A 25426-nucleotide genomic window follows, 5' to 3' on the forward strand; every position below is an offset into this window, starting at 1 on the left:
CCGGTAGCATGTCGTATATGGCAGACACCGCAGATCGCGCAGACAGCGCAGAGACCGCCGGCACGGCGGCCAAGAAGCAGGACCGCAAGGCGGCGAGGCTCGCCCGGCAGATCACCGCCTTCGCCGCGGAGCACGGTGGCGCCGACGGCCAGCTCGCCCACCTCGGCCAGGCCGGTACGCGGATCGTGCTCGTGGGCAAGGACGGCGGCTGGGGCGACCTGGTGGCCCCGACCCACGCCATCGCCCGGCTGGCCGCCGAGAAGGCCTCGCTCACCCTCCACGAGGAGTTCGACGGAGAGCTGGCCGCCCGGGTGCGCACCGGCCCGTACGAGTGGACCCGCATGGCGGGCATCCAGCTCGGCGGCCCGGCGAACCGGGCCGCCTGATCCTCCCCCGGACTCCCCCCGCGAGGAACCCCGCAGTGCCCCCTCGGTCAACAGCGCGAGCAACACCTCGCACCCCGCTCACCCGTTAGGACGTGTGGAAGCCCCTTCCTCACGTCCGCAACGGGATGCCCGGATGATCGAAACGCCGCCCCTGGTGGACCAGTACTGCCACGGAGTGCTCCGTACCGAGCTGGGCCTCGGCACCTTCGAGGCCCAGCTGGTCCGCTCGGCGGGCCCGCCCGCCGCCGGCACCACCTTCTTCGACACCCAGACCGGTTTCGCGGTGCGCCGCTGGTGCCCGCCGCTGCTCGGGCTGGAGCCGCACTGCGCGCCCGCCCGCTACCTGGCCCGGCGCCGCGAGCTGGGGGCCGTCGAAGCCGGGCGGCGCCTGCTGCGGGGGTCGGGAGTCGCCGCCTACCTGGTCGACACCGGAGCGCCCGGCGACCTCGCCGGGCCCAAGGAGCTGGCGCTCGCGGGGGACGCCGAGGCCTTCGAGGTCGTCCGGCTGGAACTCCTGGCCGAGCAGGTCGCCGACACCTCCGGGACGGTGGCCGCCTTCCTCGCCAACCTCTCCGGGGCCGTCCACCACGCCGCCGCCGGCGCCGCGGCCTTCACCTGCGGCTCCCGCCCGGGATACGCCGCCACGCTGGCCCTCGCACCCGGTCCGCCCGGCCCCGGCGAGGTACGCGGGGCGGCCGGGCGGTGGCTGGCGCGGCGCTCCAAGGGCACGGCCGTACGGGACCCCGTACTCCTGCGGCATCTGCTGTGGAGCGCGGTGGCGTCCGGGCTGCCGCTCCAGCTGCACACGGGCACGGGCACCGGGGAGCCGGGGGAGTGCCCGGACCGGACCGATCCCGCGCTGCTGACGGACTTCGTACGGGCCACCGCCGGCCTGGGCACCCAGCTGGTCCTGCTCGGCGGGTATCCGTACCACCGGCACGCCGCGGAGCTCGCGTCGGCCTTCCCGCACGTCCACGCCGATGTCGGCGCGGCCCTCGGGCAGGCCGGGGGCCGGGCCGCGGTGGTCCTGGCCGAGCTGCTGGAACGGGCGCCCTTCGGGAAGCTGCTGTACTCCAGCGGCGGACGGCAGCTGCCGGAACTCCACGCGGTGGGCGCCCTGGTGTTCCGGGAGGCGCTGAGCCGGGTGCTGGGGGGCTGGGTCGGCGAGGGGGCCTGGTCCTGGCGGGACGCGGAGCGGGTGGCCGCGATGGTCGCGGCGGGCAATGCCCGCCGCGTCTACCGGCTGGACGAACGGGTCTGAGCGCGGGGGCGCCGGATGCCCGTGCCGTCGACCCGACCCGGTCAGACCAGATCAGACGGACCCGATCAGACCCGATCCGATCCGTCAGACGGCCGAGAGCTGCGGGTCGCCCTGGGCCGGGACCTCCGCCTTCGCCGCCGGCCGCTCGCGCAGGCTCAGCGCGACGCGGAGCACCGCGATCCACACCAGGCAGGAGCCGAGCATGTGGGCGGCGACGAGGAGCTCGGGCAGCTCGGTGAAGAACTGCACGTAGCCGATGCCGCCCTGCGCCAGCAGCACGATCAGCAGGTCCCGGGCGCGGGCCCGGGTGTCGGCGGGGGCGTCGACCACCCGCAGCACCAGCCACATCGCGACGGCGAGAGCGCACACCACCCAGGCGGCGACGGCGTGGACGTGGGCGACGGAGGACCAGTCGACCGGCATCCGCTCGATCTCACTGCTGTCTCCCGCGTGCGGGCCGGAACCGGTGACGACGGTGCCCGCCGCGATCAGTACGAAGGTGGTCGCGATCAGTGCCCACGACAGCTTGCGCACGGGGCCGGGCACGCGCGGCCGCGGGACGCCGTCGCCCTCGCGGGTGCGCTGCCAGGTGAGGGTGGTGACCGCGATCAGGGCGGTGGCGAGCAGGAAGTGCCCGGCCACGCTGTACGGGTTGAGCCCCGTCTTGACGGTGATGCCGCCGAGTACGGCGTTGGACATCACGATGACGAACTGGATCCAGCCGAGCCGGGTGAGCGAGTGGCGCCACGGCTTGGCCGAGCGCGCCGCGATGATGGCCCAGCCGACGGCCGCGGAGAGCACGTACGTCAGCATCCGGTTGCCGAACTCGATGGCGCCGTGGAAGCCCTGAGCCGGCGTCGCGAACAGGCTGTCGTCGGTGCACTTGGGCCAGGTGTCGCAGCCGAGACCGGATCCGGTCAGCCGCACCGCGCCGCCGGTGACGACGATGGCCACGCTCATGAGGAGCGCGGCGAACGCGGCCCGCCGGACGGTCCGGGGTGACGGAGTCCAGCGGCTGGCGATGTAAGCGAGGGGGTTCAACACGGCCACTATCGTATGCCGAGCCTTGTGCAAAGTTTCACGAGGGGGTGGGCGGTGCGGCGTCGGGGCCGACGACCCGGCGGAACCGGGCCCCGGCGGGGTCGCCTTCCTCGTGCCACCACAGGTGGATGCGCCAAGGGACGCCCTCGCCCGGGCAGTCCGCCGAGCCCAGGAACCCCCGTACCAATTCCTCCCCTACATCCTCGGCCGTCCTGTTTCTGACGTCTGTCGCGCTGTACCAGGGATGTTCCAGTACGTTCCACAGTCCGTCAGGGCCGCGCACCTCGACGCGCCACACCGCGCGCCAGGGCGTGACCTCCAGCATCGTGCGCACCTGCTCCTCGCCGAGGTGCAGCCGGGCAGCGATCTCCGGCTCCGCCACCCCCTGGATCCGGGCGGCCACCACGGCCCGGGGCAGCAGCCGTTCGGGCAGCAGGCCCTCGGCGCGCAGGCCGGCCAAGGAGTCCATGGCCAGGAAGCGCAGGCGCAGTTCCAGCTGACGGTCGATGTGGTCGATGGCTTCCCCGGCCTCCGCGGCCGCCTCGGATCCGGGGTCCGCGAGCAGGAGGTGCCGGAAGTCCGACTCCGCGTCCACCGCCCACGCCACCGCGTCCTCGGCGAAACCCAGCTCCGCCAACCGGTCCCCGAGGAACACCTTCGCCTGCGCGAGACCCCGCCGGTTGACCGGATCCCGCTGGTCCAGTCCCCTCCACACCTCGACCGCGGTCCGGGTCAGATCCCGGGCGCGCTCGCCGGCGGCCCGCTCGATGGCGCTGGGGCCCCCGGTGGCGGTGTGCCCCAGCGGGTGCCGGGGCAGTCGGGCCCCGTCGCTCAGCGGCCAAGCGAGCCACACCCCGTGGTTGATCAGCCCGCGGGCGTACCAGCGGGCGTACTCGGGGGAGTACGGCGCCGCGCGCTCGGCGCTGCGCAGCCCCTCCTCGATCGTGGCGAGCGCGCCCGCGCGGTCGCCCCCGGTGAAGCGCAGGGCGGCCCGGTCCGCCAGGCGCAGCCCCAGCAGGGCGATGCACTCGGGGTCGTCCGGGCGGGTGCGCAGGGCGCCGATCAGCTCGTCCAGCAGCCGCTCGCGCTCCTGCGGCTCCGCGGGTACGGCCCCGGCCCGGACCCGTGCCCATCGGCCGTCCAGCCGTAGAACGGATTCTCGCTCCGCCATCTCCGCCCCCCGGCGTCGTGGTCCGCGCACTCATCGGTGAAGGCGTCCATAGTCGCGGGAAGGCGGACCGGGGCGAAAGGCCTCACTCCCAGCGGAAGAGCCGCGCGGCGGCGCCCAGGCCGAGCACCGCCCAGCCCGCGAGCAGAGCCGCGTCCCCCCAGGGCAGGGAGCCCCCGTGCTGGAGCACCTCGCGCAGCCCGTCCGACAGGGCCGTGATGGGCAGCAGGGCGAGTACGGACTGCACCGCGCCCGGGAACTTCTCCAGCGGCACGATCACCCCGCCGCCGACCAGCAGCAGCAGGAACACCAGATTGGCGGCGGCCAGGGTCATCTCGGCCTTGAGCGTGCCCGCCATCAGCAGCCCCAGTCCGGAGAACGCGGCGGTGCCCAAGAGGATCAGCGCGGCCACGGACAGCGGGTCACCCTGCGGGGACCAGCCCAGCGCGAAGGCGATCACCGTCAGCAGCGCGATCTGCAGTACCTCGGTGACCAGCACCGACAGGGTCTTGGCGGCCATCAGCGCCCAGCGTGGCAGCGGGGAGGCCGCGAGCCGCTTGAGGACCCCGTAGCGGCGGTCGAAGCCGGTGGCGATGGCCTGGCCGGTGAAGGCGGTGGACATCACGGCGAGGGCCAGGATGCCGGGCGCGAGGAAGTCCACGGACTTCCCGGTGCCGCCCTCGCGCACGGGCACGGTGACCACGTCGACGGCCGAGAACAGGACCAGGAGCAGCGCGGGGATGATCACGGTCAGCAGCAGCTGCTCGCCGTTGCGCAGCAGCATCCGGGTCTCCAGTGCCGTCTGCGCGAGGATCATGCGGGAGACGGGAGCCGCCCCCGGGCTGGGGGTGAACGTACCGGCGCTCATGCGCGCAGCTCCTTGCCAGTCAGTTCGAGGAAGACGTCCTCCAGGGTGTGCCGCTCCACGGAGAGGCTGTCCGGCATCACGCCGTGCTGCGCGCACCAGGAGGCGACGGTGGCCAGCAGCTGCGGGTGGACGTCGCCGGTGACCCGGTAGACGCCGGGGTTGAGCTCGGCGGCCTGGGTGCCGTCGGGAAGCGCCTTCAGCAGCGAGGCGAGGTCGAGGGAGGGGCGGCCGGTGAAGCGCAGGGTGTTCTCGGCGCCGCCCCGGCACAGCTGCTCGGGGCTGCCGTGGGCGATGACCCGGCCCGCGTCCACGATGGCGACCTCGTCCGAGAGCTGCTCGGCCTCGTCCATGTGGTGGGTGGTGAGGACGACGCAGACCCCGTCGGCGCGCAGTTCCCGTACGAGGTCCCAGGTCGCGCGGCGGGCTTGGGGGTCCAGGCCGGCGGTCGGCTCGTCCAGGAAGACGAGTTCGGGGCGGCCGACCACGGCCATGGCGAGGGCCAGGCGCTGCTGCTGGCCGCCGGAGAGCCGGCGGTAGGGGGTGCGGCCGCAGCCGCCGAGGCCGAGGCGTTCCACCAGGGTGTCCACGTCGAGCGGGTCGGCGTACAGCTTGGCCATGTGGCGCAGCATCTCGACGGCGCGGGCTCCGGAGTAGACGCCTCCGGACTGGAGCATCACGCCTATGCGGGGGCGCAGGGCCGCGGCCTGGGCGACGGGGTCGAGGCCGAGGACGCGGACGGTGCCGGCGTCCGGGCGGCGGTAGCCCTCGCAGGACTCCACCGTGGTCGTCTTGCCCGCGCCGTTGGGACCGAGGACCGCGGTGACCGAGCCCTTGCGGACGGTGAGGTCCAGGCCGTCCACCGCGGTCTTGGGGCCGTACCGCTTCACCAGTCCGCGGATCTCCACGGCGGGGTCGTTGCTCATGAGTGTTGAGTCTACGGAGCCGGGGAAGGGGTCCGGGTCCCCGGGTCAGAGGGCTCAGGGAGGCCGAATACAGCTCTTTTCAGCCGGTGGGCCCCGGGTGGCTCAGCCGGTTTCAGTGATCTTTTCCGGAAGCCGACGTCCACCGTGCCGCGGCGCCGCGCGGGCTGAGCTTCGCAGGTGGGGGCCGTCGGCCGGGTCAGCGGGGACGCTCGGCGCGAATGCGGAACGTCTCCCTCCATGTAACTCTGCGTCGATAACTAAGGTAACCCTTAGTGATGGAGGCCACCCGGGGTGGCGTCGGTCACGGCTTGTCGGGGCTCGGTTATTTACGCAACAATGGCGTTGTGAAATACAGCGAACGGCAGATCGAGACCCCCCAGGGGGAGCTCGCGACCGGAGAGCGGTCAACCCGCAACCGGGTCGCGCGGTCCATCCTGGACCACGGTCCGTCCACCGTCGCCGACCTCGCCGCACGCCTGGGCCTGACCCAGGCCGCCGTCCGCCGCCACCTCGACACGCTCGTCGCCGACGACGTGGTCGCACCCCGTGAGCAGCGCGTGTACGGCGCGCGCACCCGGGGCCGGCCCGCCAAGGTCTTCGCGCTCACCGACTGCGGCCGCGACGCCTTCGACCAGTCCTACGACACGCTCGCGGCGGATGCCCTGCGCTGGATCGCGCAGTCCGTCGGCGGCGGGGAGCAGGGTGAGGCGGCCGTCGCCGCCTTCGCGAGGGCGCGGATGGAAGCACAGGCGCGGACCTACCGGGAAGCCGTAGATGCGGCCGCCCCGGAGGAGCGCACCAAGGCCCTTGCCCAGGCGTTGACCGCGGACGGGTACGCTGCTACGGCGAAGAGCGCTCCCGGTCCGCACAGCGGTGAACAGCTCTGCCAGCACCACTGTCCGGTCGCCCACGTGGCCGAGCAGTTCCCGCAGCTCTGCGAGGCGGAGACCGAGGTCTTCTCCCGTCTGCTCGGGACGCATGTGCAGCGCCTCGCCACGATCGCCCACGGCGACGGAGTGTGCACGACGTTCATTCCGCGAAGCGCGAGCGCAGCACAGACCGACTCATCAGTATCTGCAAGTACGGCCGGGAGGAACCCCGCATGACCACGGAGACTGCTCACCCTGAGCTCGATGGCCTGGGCACCTACGAATACGGCTGGGCCGACTCCGACGCGGCCGGCGCCGCTGCCAAGCGGGGTCTGTCCGAGGAAGTCGTCCGCGACATCTCGGCGAAGAAGTCCGAGCCGGAGTGGATGCTGAACCTCCGTCTCAAGGGGCTCAAGCTCTTCGACCGCAAGCCCATGCCCAACTGGGGTTCCGACCTCTCGGGCATCGACTTCGACAACATCAAGTACTTCGTGCGCTCCACCGAGAAGCAGGCCGCTTCGTGGGAGGACCTGCCGGAGGACATCAAGAACACGTACGACAAGCTCGGCATCCCCGAGGCGGAGAAGCAGCGCCTCGTCGCCGGTGTCGCGGCCCAGTACGAGTCCGAGGTCGTCTACCACCAGATCCGCGAGGACCTGGAGGAGCAGGGCGTCATCTTCCTCGACACGGACACCGCGCTCAAGGAGCACCCGGAGCTCTTCCAGGAGTACTTCGGCACGGTCATCCCGGTCGGCGACAACAAGTTCGCCTCGCTGAACACCGCGGTGTGGTCCGGCGGCTCGTTCATCTACGTCCCCAAGGGCGTCAAGGTCGACATCCCGCTCCAGGCCTACTTCCGTATCAACACGGAGAACATGGGCCAGTTCGAGCGGACGCTGATCATCGTCGACGAGGACGCGTACGTCCACTACGTCGAGGGCTGCACCGCCCCGATCTACTCCTCGGACTCGCTGCACAGCGCCGTGGTGGAGATCATCGTGAAGAAGGGCGGCCGCTGCCGCTACACGACCATCCAGAACTGGTCGAACAACGTCTACAACCTGGTCACCAAGCGCGCCGTGGCGTACGAGGGCGCGACCATGGAGTGGGTTGACGGCAACATCGGTTCCAAGGTCACCATGAAGTACCCGGCCGTTTACCTGATGGGCGAGCACGCCAAGGGCGAGACCCTGTCCATCGCCTTCGCGGGCGAGGGCCAGCACCAGGACGCCGGCTCCAAGATGGTCCACATGGCGCCGAACACCTCCTCGAACATCGTCTCGAAGTCGGTGGCGCGAGGCGGCGGCCGTACCTCGTACCGAGGCCTGGTCGAGATCGGCGAGGGCGCGCACGGCTCGAAGTCCAACGTGCTGTGTGACGCGCTCCTGGTCGACACGATCTCCCGCTCGGACACGTACCCCTACGTGGACGTCCGCGAGGACGACGTGTCCATGGGCCACGAGGCGACCGTCTCCAAGGTCTCCGACGACCAGCTCTTCTACCTCATGAGCCGCGGCCTGACCGAGTTCGAGGCCATGGCCATGATCGTGCGCGGCTTCGTCGAGCCGATCGCGCGCGAGCTGCCGATGGAGTACGCGCTGGAGCTGAACCGGCTGATCGAGCTGCAGATGGAGGGCTCGGTCGGTTAGTCCCGGCCGTCCCACCACCAGCTCCGCGGTCCGTGTCCCCCGCGGACCGAGGATCGCAACGACGTAGGCAGTGTCCGTAAAAGAGAGTGAGCAACACGACAGCCATGGCTGAGGCTCAGAACATTCCGGCGGGTTCGACCACCGCCGGCGCGATCGCGGTGGCCGCCGAGTCCACCGTCGCCACCCGGATGAGCGCCCCCCCGTCCTTCGACGTGGCGGACTTCCCCGTGCCCCACGGCCGCGAGGAAGAGTGGCGCTTCACCCCGCTGGCACGCCTGCGTGGTCTCCACGACGGCACCGCGGTCGCCAACGGCACCATGAAGGCCCAGATCGACGCGCCCGAGAACGTCACGGTCGAGTCGGTGGAGCGCGGCGACGCGCGCATCGGCAAGGCCGGCACCCCGGTGGACCGGGTCGCCGCCCAGGCGTTCTCGTCCTTCGCCAAGGCCACGGTCGTGACCGTGCCCGAGGAAGCCGTCCTGACCGAGCCGGTGCGCGTCACGCTGCACGGCGAGGGCGGCACCACCTTCGGCCACACCGTCTTCGACGTGAAGGCCTTCGCCGAGGTCGTCATCGTCATCGACCACACCGGTGACGGCGTGCGCGCCGCCAACGTCGACTTCCTCGTCGGCGACGGCGCCAAGCTCACCGTCGTGTCCGTGCAGGACTGGGACGACGCCGCCGTGCACGTCTCCCAGCACAACGCCCTGATCGGCCGCGACGCCAGCTTCAAGTCGATCGTGGTCACCTTCGGCGGCGACCTCGTACGGCTGCACCCGCGCGTCACCTACGCCGGCCCCGGCGGCGAGGCCGAGCTCTTCGGCCTGTACTTCACGGACGCCGGCCAGCACCAGGAGCACCGCCTGCTGGTCGACCACAGTGCTCCGCACTGCAAGTCGCACGTGGTCTACAAGGGCGCGCTCCAGGGCCAGGACGCCCACGCGGTCTGGATCGGTGACGTCCTCATCGAGAAGACCGCCGAGGGCACCGACACCTACGAGATGAACCGCAACCTCGTCCTCACGGACGGTGCGCGGGTCGACTCGGTGCCGAACCTGGAGATCGAGACCGGCGAGATCGTCGGAGCCGGTCACGCCTCCGCGACCGGACGCTTCGACGACGAGCAGCTCTTCTACCTCCAGGCCCGCGGCATCCCGGCCGACGAGGCCCGCCGTCTGGTCGTGCGCGGCTTCTTCGCGGAGCTCGTCCAGCAGATCGGTGTCCCGGACATCGAGGAGCGTCTGCTCACGAGGATCGAGACCGAGCTGCAGGCGTCCGTCTGATGAATTACGTCAAGGCCTGTGCGCTGAGCGAGCTGGAGGAGAACACCCCCAAGCGGGTGGAACTCGACGGTACGCCGGTGTCCATCGTCCGCGCCGAGGGGGAGGTGTTCGCGATCAACGACATCTGCTCGCACGCGAACGTCTCGCTCTCGGAGGGTGAGGTCGAGGACTGCATGATCGAGTGCTGGCTGCACGGGTCGAGCTTCGACCTGCGCACCGGCAAGCCGTCGGGTCTGCCCGCGACGCGCCCCGTACCCGTATACCCCGTAAAGATCGAAGGGGACGACGTGCTCGTCTCCCTCACCCAGGAGTCCTGAGGTATCCATGGCAACGCTTGAAATCCACGACCTGCACGTCACCGTCGAGGCCGAGAACGGGGCCCGCGAGATCCTCAAGGGCGTCGACCTCACCGTCAAGCAGGGTGAGACGCACGCCATCATGGGTCCGAACGGCTCCGGCAAGTCCACCCTCGCGTACTCGCTCGCCGGTCACCCGAAGTACACCATCACCGGTGGCACCGTGACCCTCGACGGCGAAGACGTCCTGGAGATGTCCGTAGACGAGCGCGCCCGCGCCGGCCTGTTCCTCGCCATGCAGTACCCGGTCGAGGTCCCCGGCGTCTCGGTGTCCAACTTCCTGCGTACGTCGGCCACCGCCATCCGCGGCGAGGCGCCGAAGCTGCGTACCTGGGTGAAGGAGGTCAAGTCCGCCATGGAGCAGCTCCAGATGGACCCGGCCTTCGCCGAGCGCAACGTCAACGAGGGCTTCTCCGGCGGTGAGAAGAAGCGCCACGAGATCCTGCAGCTGGAGCTTCTGAAGCCGAAGATCGCGATCCTCGACGAGACCGACTCCGGCCTGGACGTCGACGCGCTGCGCGTCGTCTCGGAGGGCGTCAACCGGGTCCGCGAGTCCGGTGAGGTCGGCACCCTGCTGATCACGCACTACACGCGCATCCTGCGCTACATCAAGCCCGACTTCGTTCACGTGTTCGCGAACGGCCGTATCGCCGAGTCCGGTGGCGCCGAGCTCGCCGACCAGCTGGAAGCCGAGGGTTACGACAAGTATGTGAAGGGTGGCGCGACCGCGTGACTCAGCTGCCCGGCCTCCTCGACACCGAGGCGATCCGCAAGGACTTCCCCCTGCTGGATCGTGTGGTCCACGACGGGAAGAAGATCGTTTACCTGGACAACGCGGCGACTTCGCAGAAGCCGCGCCAGGTGCTCGACGCGCTGAACGAGTACTACGAGCAGCACAACGCCAACGTCCACCGCGGCGTGCACGTGCTCGCCGAGGAGGCCACGGCGCTGTACGAGGGCGCTCGCGACAAGGTCGCCGCGTTCATCAACGCGCCGAGCCGCAACGAGGTGATCTTCACCAAGAACGCCTCGGAGTCGCTCAACCTGGTCGCGAACATGCTCGGCTGGGCGGACGAGCCCTACCGGGTCGACCGCGACACCGAGATCGCCATCACGGAGATGGAGCACCACTCCAACATCGTGCCGTGGCAGCTGCTCTCGCAGCGCACCGGTGCGAAGCTGAAGTGGTTCGGCCTCACCGACGACGGCCGGCTCGACCTGTCCAACATCGAAGAGGTCATCACGGAGAAGACGAAGATCGTCTCCTTCACGCTGGTCTCCAACATCATGGGCACGGTCAACCCGGTCGAGGCGATCGTCCGCCGCGCGCAGGACGTCGGCGCCCTGGTGCTGATCGACGCCTCGCAGGCCGCTCCGCACATGCCGCTGGACGTCCAGGCGCTCGGCGCCGACTTCGTGGCCTTCACCGGCCACAAGATGTGCGGCCCGACCGGTATCGGCGTGCTCTGGGGCCGCCAGGAGCTGCTGGAGGACCTGCCTCCGTTCCTCGGCGGCGGCGAGATGATCGAGACGGTGTCGATGCACGCCTCGACGTACGCCCCGGCGCCGCACAAGTTCGAGGCGGGCACGCCCCCGATCGCCCAGGCCGTCGGCCTCGGCGCGGCCGTGGACTACCTGACCGCGATCGGCATGGACAAGATCGCCGCGCACGAGCACGCGATCACCGAGTACGCGGTCAAGCGCCTCCTGGAGGTGCCCGACCTGCGGATCATCGGCCCGATGACGGCCGAGGACCGCGGCGCCGCGATCTCCTTCGTCCTCGGGGACATTCACCCGCACGACGTCGGCCAGGTGCTGGACGAGCAGGGCATCGCCGTCCGCGTGGGACACCACTGCGCCCGCCCGGTCTGCCTGCGGTACGGAATTCCGGCGACGACGCGAGCGTCTTTCTATCTGTACTCCTCTCCCGCCGAGGTCGACGCACTGGTCGACGGGCTGGAGCACGTACGGAACTTCTTCGGCTGAGGATGCCGACGGCGAAGAGGACGACGAGGGCGAAGAGGACGCTGTGAAGCTGGATTCGATGTACCAGGAACTGATCCTGGACCACTACAAGCACCCGCACGGGCGTGGCCTGCGCGACGGCGACGCCGAGGTGCACCATGTCAATCCGACGTGCGGCGACGAGATCACGCTCCGCGTGAAGTACGACGGCGAGACGCTCACCGATGTCTCGTACGAGGGCCAGGGCTGCTCCATCAGCCAGGCCAGCGCGTCCGTACTGAACGAGCTGCTCGTGGGCAAGAAGCTGGCCGAGGCGCAGAAGATCCAGAGCGTTTTCCTGGAGCTGATGCAGTCCAAGGGCAAGCTGGAGCCCGACGAGGCGATGGAGGAGGTGCTGGAGGACGCGGTCGCGTTCGCCGGTGTCTCCAAGTATCCCGCGCGCGTGAAGTGTGCTCTGCTGAGTTGGATGGCCTGGAAGGACGCGACCGCCCAGGTGCTGGGCGACGCGGAGAGGAAGACGGCATGACCGACAACGCGACGCCCGAGGCGTCGATCAAGCCGGCCACCGAGGAAGAGGTCCGCGAGGCCCTCTACGACGTGGTCGACCCCGAGCTGGGCATCGACGTCGTCAACCTGGGCCTGATCTACGGCATCCACATCGACGACGCGAACATCGCGACCCTCGACATGACGCTCACCTCTGCGGCCTGCCCGCTGACGGACGTCATCGAGGACCAGGCGAAGTCGGCGACGGACGGCATCGTCAACGAACTTCGCATCAACTGGGTCTGGATGCCCCCGTGGGGTCCGGACAAGATCACGGACGATGGCCGCGAGCAGCTGCGCGCCCTCGGCTTCAACGTCTGAGATGTGCGTGAGGGAAGGCCTCCGGCGCTTGCGCCGGGGGCCTTCCCTGCTGTCCGGCCGTCTTCCGGTGCCTGTCGCCCATGCCGACCCGGCCTTGGCGGACGGGGGGGAGGGCGGTCTTCGGGCCGGGCATCGAACCCTGGGTGACGGGGCGGAGCCGGGGGCTCGGCGACCGGCACATGAGACCGGTTCGCAACCGCGGGCCGTCGCCGGTTAGGTTTCAGGCATGACTGCTACGCGTACCACCGGCGCCGTCGCCGCCGGACTTGCCACCATCGCCGCCGACGGCACCGTCCTCGACACCTGGTTCCCCGCCCCCCGGCTGGTCGCCGAGCCCGGCCCGGCCGGCACCGAGCGCCTCACCGCCGAGCAGGCCGTGGAGCTGCTCGGCGCGACCGCGCCGAAGGCCATCCGCTCGGACGCGGTGCGCGGCGTCGAGGTCGTAGCCGTCCGCACGATCATCTCCTCCCTGGAGGACAAGCCGCTGGACGCGCACGACGCGTACCTGCGCCTGCACCTGCTCAGCCACCGCCTGGTCAAGCCGCACGGCCAGAACCTCGACGGCGTCTTCGGCCTGCTGGCCAACGTCGCCTGGACCTCGCTCGGCCCGGTCGCGGTCGACCAGGTCGAGACCGTCCGCCTCAACGCGCGCGCCGAGGGCCTGCACCTCCAGGTCACCTCGATCGACAAGTTCCCCCGGATGACGGACTACGTCGCCCCCAAGGGCGTGCGCATCGCCGACGCGGACCGCGTCCGCCTCGGCGCGCACCTCGCCGAGGGCACCACCGTGATGCACGAGGGCTTCGTCAACTTCAACGCCGGCACCCTCGGCACCTCCATGGTCGAGGGCCGGATCTCCGCGGGCGTCGTGGTCGGCGACGGCTCCGACATCGGCGGCGGCGCGTCCACCATGGGCACCCTCTCGGGCGGCGGCAAGCAGATCATCTCGATCGGCGAGCGCACGCTCGTCGGCGCCGAGGCGGGCGTCGGCATCGCGCTGGGCGACGAGTGCATCGTCGAGGCCGGCCTGTACGTGACCGCGGGCACCCGCGTCACCCTCCCGGACGGCCAGATCGTGAAGGCCCTGGAGCTCTCGGGCGCCAGCAACATCCTCTTCCGCCGCAACTCGGTCACCGGCGCCGTCGAGGCCCGCCCGAACAACGCGGTCTGGGGCGGCCTCAACGAGATCCTCCACAGCCACAACTGACCCTGCGGGTCCGTGGCTGTCACAACGCCCTCCCACCCCGGCCGGGGTGGGAGGGCGTTGTGCGCGTCCTGACGCGTCGCGGGCGGCCGGGTCAGCGCAGCGGGATCGTGCGGATCAGGCCGGCGAAGGCCTGCTGTTCCGCCTCGGTCAGTTCCACCGACTCCAGCGGGTGCGCCGCCGGGCCGCGCTGGGCCGGGATCGACGACAGGCCTTCGAACGCGGCTGGCTCCGGGTGGTGGAAGCGGCTGTCCCACAGCATGTGGCCGAGGCCGGCCACCCAGACGAGGGCGGCCACGAGCAGGACGGCGAGGCCGATTTCCTGGGCGAGGGAGATGGAGGGGAACACCGGGCCTCCAGGGAGAGCGGGCGGCACGAGGCGGCGCAAGATCGGGCGTGCAGACACTCAACACCACATCCCGGTCGATTCGGCCGAGATGTGTCGAGCGTCACGCCAGGGCCGAAAGTCCCCACCTTGAGGCCTGACGGGTGGCGGTACAAGATCACGCAGAAGGTGTGGCAGAGGGCCCGGCCGGGACGGCGGCCGGGCCCTCTGGCTCAGAGGGGTGTGCCGGTTACGGGCGGAAGCGCAGCACCTGCGGGTCGTGGTCGCTGTTCTGGTCCGCGAACTCCGCGTTGATGTGCACGCTGTCGTAGGTGAAGTGCTTGATGGCCGGGCTGGTCAGGATCTGGTCCAGTACCTGCGAATTGCCCTGGTAGACGTACGAGTACCGCTCCGACTTCGGCAGCGACTTGACCGCCGGGTACAGCGCCCCGCCGTCCGTCAGCGCGTTCGTCGTCGCCGAGAACTCGAAGTCGTTGATGTCACCGAGGACGAGGACGTTCGCGTTCTTCTCCGCCGCGAGGATCTCCTTGACGAAGCCGTTCACGGCCTGCGCCTGCAGCAGCCGCTTGGCCTCTGAGGAGCGCACCGGCGGCTGGTGGTGCGAGGTCAGGCCCTCGTCGCCGCCCTTGGAACCGAAGTGGTTGGCGATGACGAAGACGGTCTTGCCGCGGAAGACGAACTCGCCGGCCAGCGGCTTGCGGCTGTCGGCCCACGCCGGGTTCGCGGGGTCGATGCGGCCGGGGGAGTGGGTCAGGGCGGCCTTGCCCTGCTCCCGGACCACTCCGGTCGCCGTCGTCGCGTCGCCGAGGGCGCGCTCGGTGAAGGAGGCCCGCTCCGGGTTGAAGAGGAACACCTGGCGGATGTTGCCGCCCGGCTCGCCGCCGTCCTTGTTGTTCTCCGGGTCGACGGTCCGCCACTGGTACGCCGGGCCGCCCGCCGCGGCGATCGCCGTCGTGAACCTCGTCAGCGTCTGCCCGGCCGAGACGGTGCCATCGTTCTTCTTGCCGTTGTCGTCCTGGATCTCCTCCAGGGCCAGGATGTCGGGCGAGGCCAGGTTCTCGACGACCGCCTTCGCCAGCGCGTCGAACTTCGTCTGCGGGTCGGTCGGGTCGAGGTTCTCGACGTTGTACGTGGCCACCGCGAGCTCGTGCGCGCCCTGGGCCTTGGTCTTCTCGGGGGCGAGGGTGCCCGCCTTGACGGTGCCGAGGGTGCGGGCCACGAGCGTGTAGCCGCCGAACTGGTTGAAGTCCAGCGGGCCCTCGGTGGTGCCGGTCAGCTTGTCGCCGACGTTGGCCACCGGGAAGGGCTGCTGCGCGAGGGGCGCGAGCTGCTGGATCTGGAGCCGGCCGGTGTTCTGGGACTCGTAGGAGCCGTAGACCGTGCCACCGCGCTTGGTGGCGTTCTCCCAGCCCTTCACGGTGACCCACAGCTCCGCGTACGGGTCGGTGGCGCCGACCACGCGCGACGTGCCGATGGCGACGTTCATGCCCTCGAGGGACTCGTAGAAGTCCAGCGCGTAGCGCGAGGGGTCCAGCGCCAGGCCCTTGATGCTGCCGCCGGCGGCCGGGTCGCCGGCCGGGGCGTACTCGGCGGGCACGGAGTACTCGTTGATGGCGGCGGCCTCGGGCAGTGCGTTGCCCGAGGAGACGACGGTGACGACCGGCTTGGAGATCTGGGTCGCCGACTGGTTGCCGGAGTTGACGCCGCCGGGGACGTACTCGCCGACCGTGCCCGACACCTTCACGGCGTCGCCCACGGCGACGGTCGGGACCGAGCCGGTGAAGACGAAGACGCCTTCGCTGGTGGCGGCGTTGTCGTCGGCGTCCTGGTCCTGGATCCAGAAGCCGCGCGAGCCGTACGTACGCACGCCCGTCACGATGCCCTCGACGCCGGCCACCTGCTTGCCGTTGAGCGGGGATATCCGGGTGGTGCCCTGAATGTCGTGAATGCGTATCGGATCGGCGGACACGGCGTCGCCTTCGGCCGCGCCGGCGGAGCCCGCGAGCAGGCCGGTGGCCAGCGCGGTGGCGACGAGGGCCGCGACGGCGGCGGAACGGGGATGCGAGGAGCGCATGGGCAGGAACTCCGGTGTGTGGGTGGGGGAAGCGGAGGTGGTGCGGTGTGATCTGCGGGAACCGCGGCGGCCTCCACACATCTACGCGCGTCAATTTCCTGGGTCACGAGCGAAGTTGTCAAGGCCTCCAGGGGAGACGGCAGCTGACTGTGGGATGAACCAAAGCCGATGCCCCGCCGGGGGCGCCCGAAATGCGTCTACGCTGGGGCGCCGAAACACCGTGCCGACAGGCCCACCGCGCCCGCGAGGAGAACCGCCCCATGTCCGCAGAGCCGCACCCCACGCTGCCGCCGGTACGGCTGCACTCCGATGCGGAACTGGCCCGCGACGCCCTCGTCGCCCCGCTGTTCGCCCGCGCGGTACGGCTGGCCCGCTGGGCCGGACCCGACACCCGCGTGGACGTCGGCGGCGAACTCGCCGCCGCCCAGCTGCCCGAGGCCGCCGCGGTGCTCGGGCTCGACGCTGCCGACGAGGATGCGGCGATGTACGCGAGCCGGGCCTGGCGGGTGGCCGTGGACACCGGCCTGGTCGATGTGACGGAGCCGGAGGAGGACGCCGAGGGCAGAGGGGAAGGCAGCGGCGAGGGCGCCGGCGAGGGCGCCGACGGAAGTGGTGGCCGCCCGTCGGCGCGCGCGGACCTCGGCGGCGAGGAACGGTTCGGCACCGCCCTGCCCGGCGAGGACCTGGCGCTGGTGACGAGCGGCGCGCCCGGCGACGTACTCGACCTGTGGCTGGCCGCTCTGGACACGGTCCTCGCCGACGCGGCGGTCCCCGATCTGGACGGCCTCGTCGACGCGCTGGACGCGGGCGGCGAGATCGACTTCGACCAGCTGGACTGGAACCCGCGCCGCGAGGCGGACTTCCTCGACGGGGTCCTCGCCAATCTCTACCTGCTCACCGTGGCCGAAGGCGGGACGGCGGACGGACAGGTTCCGCTGCCTGTGCTCGCCGCGTCCATGGTCGTACCCGACGACATGGGCGAGCCGACCGACGCCGTGCTGGAGCAGGTCTCGGACGCGATGATGCGCCTCGACGACCAGTTCCGGCAGCTGGAGCCGATCGGGCTGGTCGAATTCCGGCCCGTCGATGAGGAACTGTTGGCGGAGGTGGAGGACTCGGCCGCACCGGAAGCCGCCTCCGGATCTCCTTCCGGCTCCGCTTCCGGCTCTCTGGACGACGAGGACGTCTCCCGCTACGGGCTCGTCCGCCTGACCCCGCTCGGCCTGTACGGAATCCGCGCCCGGATGCTGGAAGCCGGAGTCCAGGCCCCCGCCGTCGGCGAACTCGCCGACAAGGGCGCGGACGCGCTGCTCGACGGGGTCTCCTTCTACCCCGAGAGCGCGGCCCAGGCCGAGATCGAGCAGTGGCTGGCCGGCCGGGAACTGCCCGCCGCGGTGGCCGAACTGCTGGCGGCGGCCCGCGGTGACGACGAGGGCGCGCCCTTGCGCCGACTGCGCTGCCAGCAGGCCCTCGCACCGGCCGGGCCGGAGGCCGAGCCGGCGGTCCGCGCGGTGCTGGACGACCCGCAGCTCGGCGGGCTCGCCCGGGTCTGGCTGGCCGAGCGCGGCGTGGCCGACGTACCGGCGCCGGACGGGGCGATGGTGTTCTGGCTGACGGTCGACACGATCGCGGCGCAGCTCGCCGCGGACGGGGAGACGGACGAACTGCCGCTCCTGATGGAGACGCTGACCGCACATCACTCGGGTTTCTTCGACCAGGTGTGGCGGGTGGAGCACCCGTCGACGGCGTACGTCCTGGAGGCGATGGGGCGGTTGCACCCGGACAGGAAGGCGGCGAAGGAGGCCCGTAAGGCCGCGTTCAAGGCGCGCTCCCGGCAGTTCTGAAGCGGTCGCGAAGCGGTTCTGAAGCGGTCCTCAAGCGGTGGTGCGCAAGCCCTGAGCGCCGAAAGGCCTCACCGGACGTCGAGAACTCGCCGTTTCTCGACCCGGAGTTGGCCATTCCGGCCACAGGCGAGGAGACGGTTCGCCTTCGTGGGTAATTCAGCCGCCGTTCACGTGCGGGCGGGAGCGTGTGCGCCGACGACCGCACGACAGGCGCACCACCTCCCCACCCCTGGAGACCAGATGCCGCTCAGCCGCAGAGACTTCACCGCCCGCACCGTCCTCGCCGGTGCGGGAGTCGCGCTCACCGGGACGGTCGGCGCCCTCGCCACCGCGCCCGGGGCGCTGGCGGCCGATGAGGGGACGCGGCGCGACGAGCACGGCCGGCCCTGCGAGCCCGGCTACGGTCCCCTCGTGGCCGACCCGGCCGGACTGCTCGCCCTCCCGGCCGGATTCACCTACCGGGTGATCACCCACAGCGGCGTGACGAAGCTCGAATCCGGCGAGAGCACCCCCACCCGGCACGACGGGACGGCCGCCTTCGAGGGCCGTCGCGGGGTCACCCTCCTCGTCAACAACCACGAGCTCAAGGGTAGGCGCGAAAACTGGGACCACCCTGTCCCGCCCGCCGAGGGCCTCGTCTACGACCCGGCCGCGGCCGGCGGCTGCACGGTCGTGGAGGTCCGGCGCGGCGGAGAGGTCGCCGAATGGGTGGGCATTGCGGGTACGTCGACCAACTGCGCCGGCGGCACCACCCCCTGGGACACGTGGCTGACCTGCGAGGAGAACACCGACCTGGCGGGCACGAACGGCATGACCAAGGACCACGGCTACGTCTTCGAGGTCGACCCGCACGACCGCCGCGCCAACCGCGACCCGAAGCCCGTCAAGGCCTTCGGGCGCTTCGACCACGAAGCCGTGGTCATCGACCCGCGCCAGGGGCACGCCTACCTGACCGAGGACGCCTCCGGCCCCAACGGGCTGCTCTACCGGTGGACCCCGCCGGGCGGCTTCCGCCACGGGCGCGGCCGGCTCCGCGAGCTCGCGGCCGACGCCGGCGTGCTCCAGGCCGCCAAGTGCTTCGACAGCTCCGGCCGGTTCGTCGACGACCTCTCGCGCGCCGTGAGGATAGGCACCGTCTACGGGGTCGACTGGGTGGACGTGGCGGACCGCGACGCACGGACCGTGCCGGTGCGGAGGCAGTTCGCGACCGGGGCCGTGACGCGGGGGCGCAAACTGGAGGGCATGTGGTGGGCCGACGGCGGCGCGTACTTCGTCTCCTCCTACGCCCGTGCGGAGAGCCCGGGCGCGGCGCACGACGGCCAGGTGTGGTTCTACGACCCCAAGCGGCGCACACTGCGGCTCACGGTCCTGATCGGCGTGAACGACGACCCGTCGGCGGGCGGCGGCCACGACGGCCCCGACAACATCACCGTGTCGCCGTACGGCGGGCTGATCCTCGCCGAGGACGGGGAGGGACTGCAGCACCTGTTCGGTGCGACCGCGTCGGGCCGCACGTACCCGCTGGCGCGCAACGAGCTGAACATCGGGTCGGCCGAGGAGCCCGAGTACTCCGAGTTCGCCGGCGTCTGCTTCTCCCCGGACGGGCGCACGCTGTACGCGTGCATCCAGGATCCGGGCATCATGCTGGCCATCACCGGGCCGTGGCAGCGCGCGCACTGACGGCGGCGCACCGACAGCCGACGCACGGACGGCCGACGCACGGACGGCGGGCACACGGACGGCCGGCATACGGACGGCCGGGCGCACAGACAGCGCCCGGCCGTCGCGTCACGGGGCCGCGGAAACCTCCGCGTGGGAGGCCGCGGCCCATTCGGCGAGCAGGAACTCATACGCCTCCGAGGGCCACTCGCCGTCCACCCGGGTCTCCACAAGGTGCCGAATCGCCTCGTTCGCCTCAGCGGCGGACGGGCGGGCGGGACCCACGGGTGCGAGTGTCTCGTGCATAGCTCAAGGCTACGGGTGGACACTGACAGCCACCGCCGGATTACGCGTGGCATCCATCACCCGCACGGCCGCCGGGTCGCGCCGTGTGCCCGCCCACCGGCTCAGAGTGCCTGCGCCGCCGGCTTGACCATGCCGCGCACTGTGCGCGACTTCACAAACTCGCCGACGGCCGTCATCTCCCACTCCCCGGAGAACTGCTTGATCAGCTTGGCCATCATCACGCCGGTCTGCGGCTCGGCGCTGGTGAGGTCGAAGCGCACCAGCTCCTCGCCGCTCGCCGCGTCGATCAGGCGGCAGTAGGCCTTGGCGACCTCGGTGAACTTCTGGCCGGAGAAGGAGTTGACCGTGAAGACCAGCCCGGTGGCGTCGGCGGGGAGCCGGCCCAGGTCCACGACGATCACCTCGTCGTCGCCGCCGCCCTCGCCGGTGAGGTTGTCACCCGAGTGCTTGACGGCGCCGCCGAGGATCGACAGCTTGCCGAAGTAGCAGCTGTCGATGTGGTTGCGCTGGGGGCCGTACGCGATCACGGAGGCGTCGAGGTCGATGTCCCGGCCGCGGTACGCGGGCTCCCAGCCCAGGCCCATCTTGACCTGGGAGAGCAGCGGGCGGCCTCCCTTGACGAGGGAGACGGTCTGGTTCTTCTGGAGGGTGACCCGGCCCTTGTCGAGGTTGACCTTCCCGGCGCCGAGGGGGGCGGCCGCGGCGGGAGCGGGAGCGGGGGCCGCGGGGGCGGGCGCGGCCGGAGTGGGTGTCGCACCGCCGAGCCAGGGGGAGGCCGGGTAGGAGGCCGGCGCGGCGGGCGGCGCCGGGGGCGCAGGCGGGGCCACGGGGGCGGGCGCCGCGGCCGCCGGAGCCGGCTCCTCCTCCACGGTCACGCCGAAGTCGGTGGCGATGCCGGCGAGGCCGTTCGCGTACCCCTGGCCGACCGCGCGGACCTTCCACACGCCGCCCCGCTGGTAGATCTCCACGACGACGAGCGCGGTCTCCCCGCCCAGCTGCGGCGGGGTGAAGGCGGCGATCACCGCGCCGCTCTCCGCATTCCGCACGGTGGCGGTGGGCTCGACGCCCTGGAAGGTCTGTCCGGCGGCGTCGGGGCTGGCCGTGACGACGATCCGCTCGATGCCCGGCGGCACCGCGCTGGTGTCGACGGAGATCGAGTCCGGCGCGGAACCGCCGCCGGAACGGTAGGTGACACCGGGCCCGGAGGGCTGGTTGTAGAAGATGAAGTCGGCGTCGGAGCGCACCTTGCCGTCCGCCGTGAGGAGGAGTCCCGATACGTCGAGCCGCACCGGAGCAGCCACATCCACCGTCACCCGGACGGTATTGAGCGGCAGATTGGAACCAGGGGTCATTGCGGTCATGCCCGGAGAACGACCGGAGGTGCTTTGCCGTTCCCTTACCCTCGCGGGATATTTCAGCGCCGATTGCGCGGGTGGTTCTTCGCGGCGCGCTCATTGCCGAACTTGTAGGCGCCGGTCCAGCGGGCCATCACGAGCTGCGCGTCGCCGGATTCCACCTCGGCCAGGAACTTGTCGGCGCGGCCCCCGCGCAGGGTGCCCGCTTCGCGACCGCGGTGCGTGATGACGACGCAATGGTCGCCGCGTATTTCGTACGTGAACCCGTGCGGCTTCGGCATGAGGCGCAGCCTGCCCCGCCGCGGGCGGGGCGGGCAACGGATTTACCGGCATCCCGGCAACCGCGGCGCCGCCGCCCCGCGGGTGGCGTGGCCCGACGGCGACCGGCGGCCTTCGCCCGAGGCCACGGGGAGCCCGCCACCGCCTCGCCGCAGCAGCCCCCCCCCGCAGCCCCTCAACCCCCCTCGGGTCCCGTGACGCGGCGCGGCAGCCCCAGCGGGTTGGCCTCGCGCAGCTGCGCCGGAAGAAGAGCGTCCGGCACCGACTGGTAGACCACCGGCCGCAGCCAGCGTTCGACTGCGGTCCCGCCGACGGAGGTGGAGTGCGAGGTGGCCGCGGGGTAGGGGCCGCCGTGGTGCTGGGCCGGAGCCACCGCGACCCCGGTCGGCCAGCCGTTCACCACGATCCGGCCCGCGAGCCCCGTGACCTGCTCGATCAGCTCGGCGGCCGGTCCCGGCGCCCCCTCCGTCTCGGCGGCCGACAACTGGAGGGTGGCGCTCAGGTTCCCGGCGAGCCGCCCGAGCACCGCGGCCGCCTCGCGCTGGCCGGCGTACCGTACGACGACGGTGACGGGGCCGAAGCACTCCTCCAACAGCACGTCGTACTCCCCGCCCGTCCCCTCGACCAGGCTGCGCGCCTCCACGGTCAGGAAGCCGGCGCCGACGGTGTGCTCCCCGCCGGAGCCCGGACTGACGGGCGCGGTGACTCCGGGCAGTTCGGTCCGCTCGCGCACCCCGGCGATGAAGTTCTCCCGCATCCGGTGGTCGAGCAGCACCCCCGGCCCGGTCTCGCCGAGCGCCTTGGCGAGCGCGTCGGTGAGCCGGTCGCCCTCCGGCCCCTCGGGCACCAGGACCAGGCCGGGCTTCACGCAGAACTGGCCGACGCCGAGGGTGACCGAGCCCGCGAGGCCCGTACCGATCTCCTCCGCGCGCTCGGCGGCCGCGGCCGGGGTGACCACGACGGGGTTGAGCGAGCCGAGCTCGCCGTGGAAGGGGATGGGCACCGGCCGGGCGGCGGCCGCGTCGAAGAGGGCCCGCCCGCCCCGGACGGAACCGGTGAATCCGGCGGCGGCCACCAGCGGGTGGCGGACCAGCTCCAGCCCCGCGTCGAAGCCGTGGACCACGGCCACCACCTCGGCCGGGAGCCCGGCCAGCGCCGCGGCCCGCCGCAGCAGGGAGCCGCACAGCTCGGAGGTGGCCGGGTGGTCGGGATGTGCCTTGACGACGACCGGGCATCCGGCCGCCAGTGCGCTCGCGGTGTCCCCGCCGGGGACGGAGAAGGCGAGCGGGAAGTTGGAGGCGGCGTAGACCGCGACCACGCCCAGCGGCACCTTGTAGCGGCGCAGCTCGGGGCGCGGAGGGCTGAGGGAGGGGTCGGCGCGGTCGATGCGGATGTCGAGGCAGGCCCCCTCGTCCACGGCGTGGGCGAAGGCCCGCAGCTGACCGGTGGTGCGGGCGAGCTCGCCGGTGAGCCGGCCGGGGCCCAGCGCGGTCTCGGCGTCGGCGGCCTCGACGACCTGGGCGGCGGCCTCGTCGAGGAGCCGGGCGGCGGTGCGCAGGAAGGCGGCGCGGGCGGTGGCGTCGGCCAGCGCGCCCCGGGTGGCGTGGGCCGCTCGTACGGCCTCGTCCACGTCCCGGGGTGTGGCTTGTGCCGCAACCTGCTCACGCTGCTTCCCGGTGCGGGGGTCCACACTCCAGACTGGTGTCGCTGTCACGGCCCGCTGCCTCCTGGATCGTTCAGTATTCTGAACGCCGTTCCGGTGGATGGATGATCACATCTGCTGCGGACTCTATTTCCGCGCCCTGTGCCTGACAAGAGGCGGCAGGGACGGCCAGGGGATGTCAGAGGGGAAGTGCCGTATGACGACGACCGATTCGGGGAGCCCCGTTGTGGCGGCGCCGGTCAAATCGGCGGTCCGGACCGTCCAGTTGCTGGAGCACTTCGCGGCGCGGCCCGGACTGCACAGCCTGGCCGACATTCAGAACGACCTCTCCCTGCCCAAGTCCAGCCTGTACATGCTGCTGCGCACGCTGGTGAACCTGGGGTGGGTGGAGACGGACGCGACGGGTACGCGGTACGGCATCGGCGTACGGGCGCTGCTCGTCGGCAGCTCGTACATCGACGGGGACGAGGTGGTCGCCGCGGCCCGGCCCACCCTGGACCGGCTCTCCGACGACACGACGGAGACCATCCACCTGGCCCGGATGGACGGCACGAGCGTGGTGTACCTGGCCACCCGGCAGTCCCAGCACTACCTGCGGCCCTTCACCCGCGTCGGACGCCGGCTGCCCGTCCACTCGACGGCGCTGGGCAAGGCGCTGCTGGCCACGCACACGGACGAAGAGGTGCGCGTCCTGCTGCCGCGGCGGCTGGAGGCGGTCACCCAGCACACCATCACCGACCGGGAGCGGCTCATCGAGGAGCTGGCGCTGGTGCGGGAGCAGGGATACGCGCTGGACCGGGAGGAGAACACGCTCGGGCTGCGCTGCTTCGGGGTGGCCGTGCCGTACCGGACGCCGGCACGGGACGCAGTGAGCTGCTCGGTGCCGGTGGCCCGGCTGACCGCGGAGCACGAGCACCTCATCAAGGCGGCGCTGTTCGAGGCACGGGACCGGCTGTCGGTGGTGACGCGGCGCATGTGAGGCGGCGGACGCAGCGGTTCCTCCCCCGGGTGGGGGAGGCGGTTCCCCTTCAAGGGGGAGGTGGCGGGGCGGCGCGCACGGGACCGTTGGGTCATGACCACACGAGCCGATGACACGACGTACGCGCAGCGGCCGCCGGCCCCCTTGCCGGGGACCGGGCGGCGCGTCCTGCGGGTGGTGGCCGTGGCCGCCACCGTGCCCTACCTGGCGCTCAAGACCGCCTGGTTGGCCGGTAGCCAGATCGGGATACCGGCCGGGAGTGTGCTGAGCGAGCCCGGGCTGTTCTACACCGTGGCCAATGCCGTGACGCTGGCCATGGACGCGTGCGTGATCCTGCTCGTGCTGGTGCTGACCACGCCCTGGGGCATACGGGTGCCGGCATGGTTGCTGACCGTCCCCGTCTTCGTGGCCACCGGTCTGCTGACCCCGATCCTCATCGGGTTTTCCGGCCAACTGCTCATACGCGCGCTCGGTTTCGGGGCCGACCCGGCCGGAAGCAGCGGGCAGGAGCCCTTCTTGGACCCCTGGGTCTTCCATGTCGTCTACGCGGGATTCAGCGTGCAGGGACTCGCCCTGGCCGGGCTCTTCGTGCCCTACGCGCGGGAGCGCTGGGGCCGGCGGTGGCAGGGCGTGCTGGGGGAGCGGCTGCCGTCGTCCACGGGGGTGATGGCGGCAGCCGCGGCGGTGACGGGCGCGGCCGTGGGCGCGGTGTACCTGTACTGGGCCTTCGGAGGGACGGCGGGGCTGGCCGAGGCACGGGTGGAGCAGTGGTCGGCGGAGACGGGCGTGGTGTCCGCGGCTCACGGGTTGTGCGCTCTGGCCGCCGGGGCGGGAGCGGTGCTGCTGGCCCGGGGCGGGGCACGCCGGGCGTGGTGGCCCGCGGCCCTCGCCTGGACCGGGTCGGCTGCGACGGTGAGCTGGGCGCTGTGGATGCTGATCGCCTCCGCCGGCGGGGAGTTGGAGACGGTGAAGGAGGCTCATGCGGTCATGTACCTGCCCTACGCTGGCCAGATGATCACAGGGTTGCTTTCGGCCGCCGTCCTCACCCGGTTCCTGACCGCCCGCCGCTCGGCGTGAAGCG

Annotated in this window: 25 protein-coding genes; 15 read left to right on the top strand and 10 right to left on the bottom strand. The window is 71.6% G+C overall.

Features of this window, described 5'->3' with window-relative positions:
- Positions 1 to 17: 17 nt before the first annotated feature.
- Entirely contained in the window at positions 18 to 386 is a 369-nt protein-coding gene (locus ABZX75_RS14580; RefSeq protein WP_355410499.1) for a hypothetical protein, read from the top strand.
- Positions 387 to 519: 133 nt separating this feature from the next.
- Entirely contained in the window at positions 520 to 1647 is a 1128-nt protein-coding gene (locus ABZX75_RS14585; protein ID WP_355410500.1) for an amidohydrolase family protein, read from the top strand.
- An 84-nt stretch (positions 1648 to 1731) separates the two neighbouring features.
- Here the strand turns inward: ABZX75_RS14585 and ABZX75_RS14590 are convergent, their stop codons facing one another.
- The 4 genes from ABZX75_RS14590 to ABZX75_RS14605 form a co-directional block, all read right to left on the bottom strand.
- Positions 1732 to 2721, bottom strand: a complete 990-nt coding sequence (locus tag ABZX75_RS14590; protein ID WP_355410501.1) for a COX15/CtaA family protein — start codon at positions 2719 to 2721, stop codon at positions 1732 to 1734.
- 4 nt (positions 2722 to 2725) lie between these two features.
- Positions 2726 to 3859 carry a hypothetical protein gene (locus ABZX75_RS14595; protein WP_355410502.1) on the bottom strand — a complete coding sequence of 378 codons (1134 nt, stop codon included), beginning with the start codon at positions 3857 to 3859 and terminating at the stop codon, positions 2726 to 2728.
- An 82-nt stretch (positions 3860 to 3941) separates the two neighbouring features.
- On the bottom strand, positions 3942 to 4724 hold the full coding sequence (locus tag ABZX75_RS14600; RefSeq protein ID WP_355410503.1) for an ABC transporter permease: 783 nt from the start codon (positions 4722 to 4724) through the stop codon (positions 3942 to 3944).
- A complete protein-coding gene (locus ABZX75_RS14605) occupies positions 4721 to 5647 on the bottom strand; it encodes an ABC transporter ATP-binding protein (protein ID WP_355410504.1) in 927 nt (308 codons plus the stop codon). Before ABZX75_RS14605 ends, ABZX75_RS14600 begins: the two co-directional genes overlap by 4 nt.
- A gap of 344 nt (positions 5648 to 5991) precedes the next feature.
- On the opposite strand from ABZX75_RS14605, the gene ABZX75_RS14610 reads away from it, so the two are divergent.
- From ABZX75_RS14610 to dapD, 9 genes are all read left to right on the top strand, one after another.
- Positions 5992 to 6753, top strand: a complete 762-nt coding sequence (locus ABZX75_RS14610; protein WP_355410505.1) for an ArsR family transcriptional regulator — start codon at positions 5992 to 5994, stop codon at positions 6751 to 6753.
- Positions 6750 to 8165 (top strand): Fe-S cluster assembly protein SufB, encoded by a 1416-nt coding sequence (gene sufB, locus ABZX75_RS14615; RefSeq protein ID WP_355410506.1) that lies wholly within the window; start codon positions 6750 to 6752, stop codon positions 8163 to 8165. The genes ABZX75_RS14610 and sufB overlap by 4 nt, the downstream gene beginning before the upstream one ends.
- A 104-nt stretch (positions 8166 to 8269) precedes the next feature.
- Positions 8270 to 9448, top strand: coding sequence for a Fe-S cluster assembly protein SufD (gene sufD / locus ABZX75_RS14620; protein ID WP_355410507.1), 1179 nt, complete (start codon positions 8270 to 8272; stop codon positions 9446 to 9448).
- On the top strand, positions 9448 to 9765 hold the full coding sequence (locus ABZX75_RS14625; RefSeq protein WP_215024077.1) for a bifunctional 3-phenylpropionate/cinnamic acid dioxygenase ferredoxin subunit: 318 nt from the start codon (positions 9448 to 9450) through the stop codon (positions 9763 to 9765). The genes sufD and ABZX75_RS14625 overlap by 1 nt, the downstream gene beginning before the upstream one ends.
- 7 nt (positions 9766 to 9772) lie before the next feature.
- Positions 9773 to 10537 (top strand): Fe-S cluster assembly ATPase SufC, encoded by a 765-nt coding sequence (sufC, locus tag ABZX75_RS14630; protein WP_355410508.1) that lies wholly within the window; start codon positions 9773 to 9775, stop codon positions 10535 to 10537.
- Positions 10534 to 11790 (top strand): cysteine desulfurase, encoded by a 1257-nt coding sequence (locus ABZX75_RS14635; RefSeq protein ID WP_355410509.1) that lies wholly within the window; start codon positions 10534 to 10536, stop codon positions 11788 to 11790. The genes sufC and ABZX75_RS14635 overlap by 4 nt, the downstream gene beginning before the upstream one ends.
- Positions 11791 to 11833: 43 nt before the next feature.
- The gene (gene sufU, locus ABZX75_RS14640) at positions 11834 to 12295 is read left to right on the top strand and encodes a Fe-S cluster assembly sulfur transfer protein SufU (protein WP_355410510.1); all 462 of its coding nucleotides are present in this window, start codon (positions 11834 to 11836) and stop codon (positions 12293 to 12295) included.
- The gene (locus ABZX75_RS14645) at positions 12292 to 12636 is read left to right on the top strand and encodes a metal-sulfur cluster assembly factor (protein ID WP_355410511.1); all 345 of its coding nucleotides are present in this window, start codon (positions 12292 to 12294) and stop codon (positions 12634 to 12636) included. Before sufU ends, ABZX75_RS14645 begins: the two co-directional genes overlap by 4 nt.
- A gap of 226 nt (positions 12637 to 12862) precedes the next feature.
- Positions 12863 to 13843: a 2,3,4,5-tetrahydropyridine-2,6-dicarboxylate N-succinyltransferase gene (gene dapD / locus ABZX75_RS14650; protein ID WP_355410512.1), complete on the top strand. Its 981-nt coding sequence runs from the start codon at positions 12863 to 12865 to the stop codon at positions 13841 to 13843.
- Between the two features lie 91 nt (positions 13844 to 13934).
- Here the strand turns inward: dapD and ABZX75_RS14655 are convergent, their stop codons facing one another.
- Together ABZX75_RS14655 and ABZX75_RS14660 are read right to left on the bottom strand one after the other, a co-directional pair.
- Complete coding sequence (locus tag ABZX75_RS14655) at positions 13935 to 14189, bottom strand: hypothetical protein (protein WP_355410513.1); 255 nt, start codon at positions 14187 to 14189, stop codon at positions 13935 to 13937.
- Positions 14190 to 14415: 226 nt separating this feature from the next.
- Positions 14416 to 16260: an endonuclease/exonuclease/phosphatase family protein gene (locus tag ABZX75_RS14660; protein ID WP_355410514.1), complete on the bottom strand. Its 1845-nt coding sequence runs from the start codon at positions 16258 to 16260 to the stop codon at positions 14416 to 14418.
- Between the two features lie 260 nt (positions 16261 to 16520).
- On the opposite strand from ABZX75_RS14660, the gene ABZX75_RS14665 reads away from it, so the two are divergent.
- Positions 16521 to 18104, top strand: a complete 1584-nt coding sequence (locus tag ABZX75_RS14665) for a hypothetical protein (protein WP_355410515.1) — start codon at positions 16521 to 16523, stop codon at positions 18102 to 18104.
- Positions 18105 to 18344: 240 nt separating this feature from the next.
- On the top strand, positions 18345 to 19784 hold the full coding sequence (locus tag ABZX75_RS14670) for an alkaline phosphatase PhoX (protein ID WP_355410516.1): 1440 nt from the start codon (positions 18345 to 18347) through the stop codon (positions 19782 to 19784).
- Positions 19785 to 19892: 108 nt separating this feature from the next.
- On the opposite strand, the gene ABZX75_RS14675 is transcribed toward ABZX75_RS14670, so the two are convergent.
- From ABZX75_RS14675 to ABZX75_RS14690, 4 genes are all read right to left on the bottom strand, one after another.
- Positions 19893 to 20069, bottom strand: a complete 177-nt coding sequence (locus ABZX75_RS14675; protein ID WP_355410517.1) for a hypothetical protein — start codon at positions 20067 to 20069, stop codon at positions 19893 to 19895.
- Positions 20070 to 20170: 101 nt separating this feature from the next.
- Entirely contained in the window at positions 20171 to 21430 is a 1260-nt protein-coding gene (locus tag ABZX75_RS14680; RefSeq protein ID WP_355410518.1) for a TerD family protein, read from the bottom strand.
- 53 nt (positions 21431 to 21483) lie between these two features.
- Positions 21484 to 21705 carry a hypothetical protein gene (locus tag ABZX75_RS14685; RefSeq protein ID WP_355410519.1) on the bottom strand — a complete coding sequence of 74 codons (222 nt, stop codon included), beginning with the start codon at positions 21703 to 21705 and terminating at the stop codon, positions 21484 to 21486.
- 173 nt (positions 21706 to 21878) lie between these two features.
- On the bottom strand, positions 21879 to 23417 hold the full coding sequence (locus ABZX75_RS14690) for an aldehyde dehydrogenase (NADP(+)) (RefSeq protein ID WP_355410520.1): 1539 nt from the start codon (positions 23415 to 23417) through the stop codon (positions 21879 to 21881).
- Positions 23418 to 23562: 145 nt separating this feature from the next.
- Between ABZX75_RS14690 and ABZX75_RS14695 the strand changes: the two genes are divergently transcribed.
- Positions 23563 to 24345, top strand: coding sequence for an IclR family transcriptional regulator (locus tag ABZX75_RS14695; RefSeq protein ID WP_355410521.1), 783 nt, complete (start codon positions 23563 to 23565; stop codon positions 24343 to 24345).
- A 93-nt stretch (positions 24346 to 24438) separates the two neighbouring features.
- On the top strand, positions 24439 to 25422 hold the full coding sequence (locus tag ABZX75_RS14700) for a hypothetical protein (RefSeq protein ID WP_355410522.1): 984 nt from the start codon (positions 24439 to 24441) through the stop codon (positions 25420 to 25422).
- Positions 25423 to 25426 lie beyond the last annotated feature (4 nt).

It is taken from the genome of Streptomyces sp. NPDC003038, assembly GCF_040611115.1.
Lineage (GTDB): Bacteria > Actinomycetota > Actinomycetes > Streptomycetales > Streptomycetaceae > Streptomyces.

Excerpts from the sequence above, each read along its gene's own strand:
- ABZX75_RS14660 (WP_355410514.1), bottom strand. The coding sequence starts at position 16,260 with ATGCGCTCCTCGCATCCCCGTTCCGCCGCCGTCGCGGCCCTCGTCGCC.
- ABZX75_RS14605 (WP_355410504.1), bottom strand. The coding sequence starts at position 5,647 with ATGAGCAACGACCCCGCCGTGGAGATCCGCGGACTGGTGAAGCGGTAC.
- ABZX75_RS14595 (WP_355410502.1), bottom strand. The coding sequence starts at position 3,859 with ATGGCGGAGCGAGAATCCGTTCTACGGCTGGACGGCCGATGGGCACGG.
- ABZX75_RS14700 (WP_355410522.1), top strand. The coding sequence starts at position 24,439 with ATGACCACACGAGCCGATGACACGACGTACGCGCAGCGGCCGCCGGCC.
- ABZX75_RS14680 (WP_355410518.1), bottom strand. The coding sequence starts at position 21,430 with ATGACCGCAATGACCCCTGGTTCCAATCTGCCGCTCAATACCGTCCGG.
- ABZX75_RS14585 (WP_355410500.1), top strand. The coding sequence starts at position 520 with ATGATCGAAACGCCGCCCCTGGTGGACCAGTACTGCCACGGAGTGCTC.
- ABZX75_RS14685 (WP_355410519.1), bottom strand. The coding sequence starts at position 21,705 with ATGCCGAAGCCGCACGGGTTCACGTACGAAATACGCGGCGACCATTGC.
- ABZX75_RS14675 (WP_355410517.1), bottom strand. The coding sequence starts at position 20,069 with ATGCACGAGACACTCGCACCCGTGGGTCCCGCCCGCCCGTCCGCCGCT.
- ABZX75_RS14580 (WP_355410499.1), top strand. The coding sequence starts at position 18 with ATGGCAGACACCGCAGATCGCGCAGACAGCGCAGAGACCGCCGGCACG.
- ABZX75_RS14625 (WP_215024077.1), top strand. The coding sequence starts at position 9,448 with ATGAATTACGTCAAGGCCTGTGCGCTGAGCGAGCTGGAGGAGAACACC.
- dapD (WP_355410512.1), top strand. The coding sequence starts at position 12,863 with ATGACTGCTACGCGTACCACCGGCGCCGTCGCCGCCGGACTTGCCACC.
- ABZX75_RS14670 (WP_355410516.1), top strand. The coding sequence starts at position 18,345 with ATGCCGCTCAGCCGCAGAGACTTCACCGCCCGCACCGTCCTCGCCGGT.
- ABZX75_RS14665 (WP_355410515.1), top strand. The coding sequence starts at position 16,521 with ATGTCCGCAGAGCCGCACCCCACGCTGCCGCCGGTACGGCTGCACTCC.
- sufD (WP_355410507.1), top strand. The coding sequence starts at position 8,270 with ATGGCTGAGGCTCAGAACATTCCGGCGGGTTCGACCACCGCCGGCGCG.
- ABZX75_RS14645 (WP_355410511.1), top strand. The coding sequence starts at position 12,292 with ATGACCGACAACGCGACGCCCGAGGCGTCGATCAAGCCGGCCACCGAG.
- sufC (WP_355410508.1), top strand. The coding sequence starts at position 9,773 with ATGGCAACGCTTGAAATCCACGACCTGCACGTCACCGTCGAGGCCGAG.
- ABZX75_RS14600 (WP_355410503.1), bottom strand. The coding sequence starts at position 4,724 with ATGAGCGCCGGTACGTTCACCCCCAGCCCGGGGGCGGCTCCCGTCTCC.
- ABZX75_RS14695 (WP_355410521.1), top strand. The coding sequence starts at position 23,563 with ATGACGACGACCGATTCGGGGAGCCCCGTTGTGGCGGCGCCGGTCAAA.
- sufB (WP_355410506.1), top strand. The coding sequence starts at position 6,750 with ATGACCACGGAGACTGCTCACCCTGAGCTCGATGGCCTGGGCACCTAC.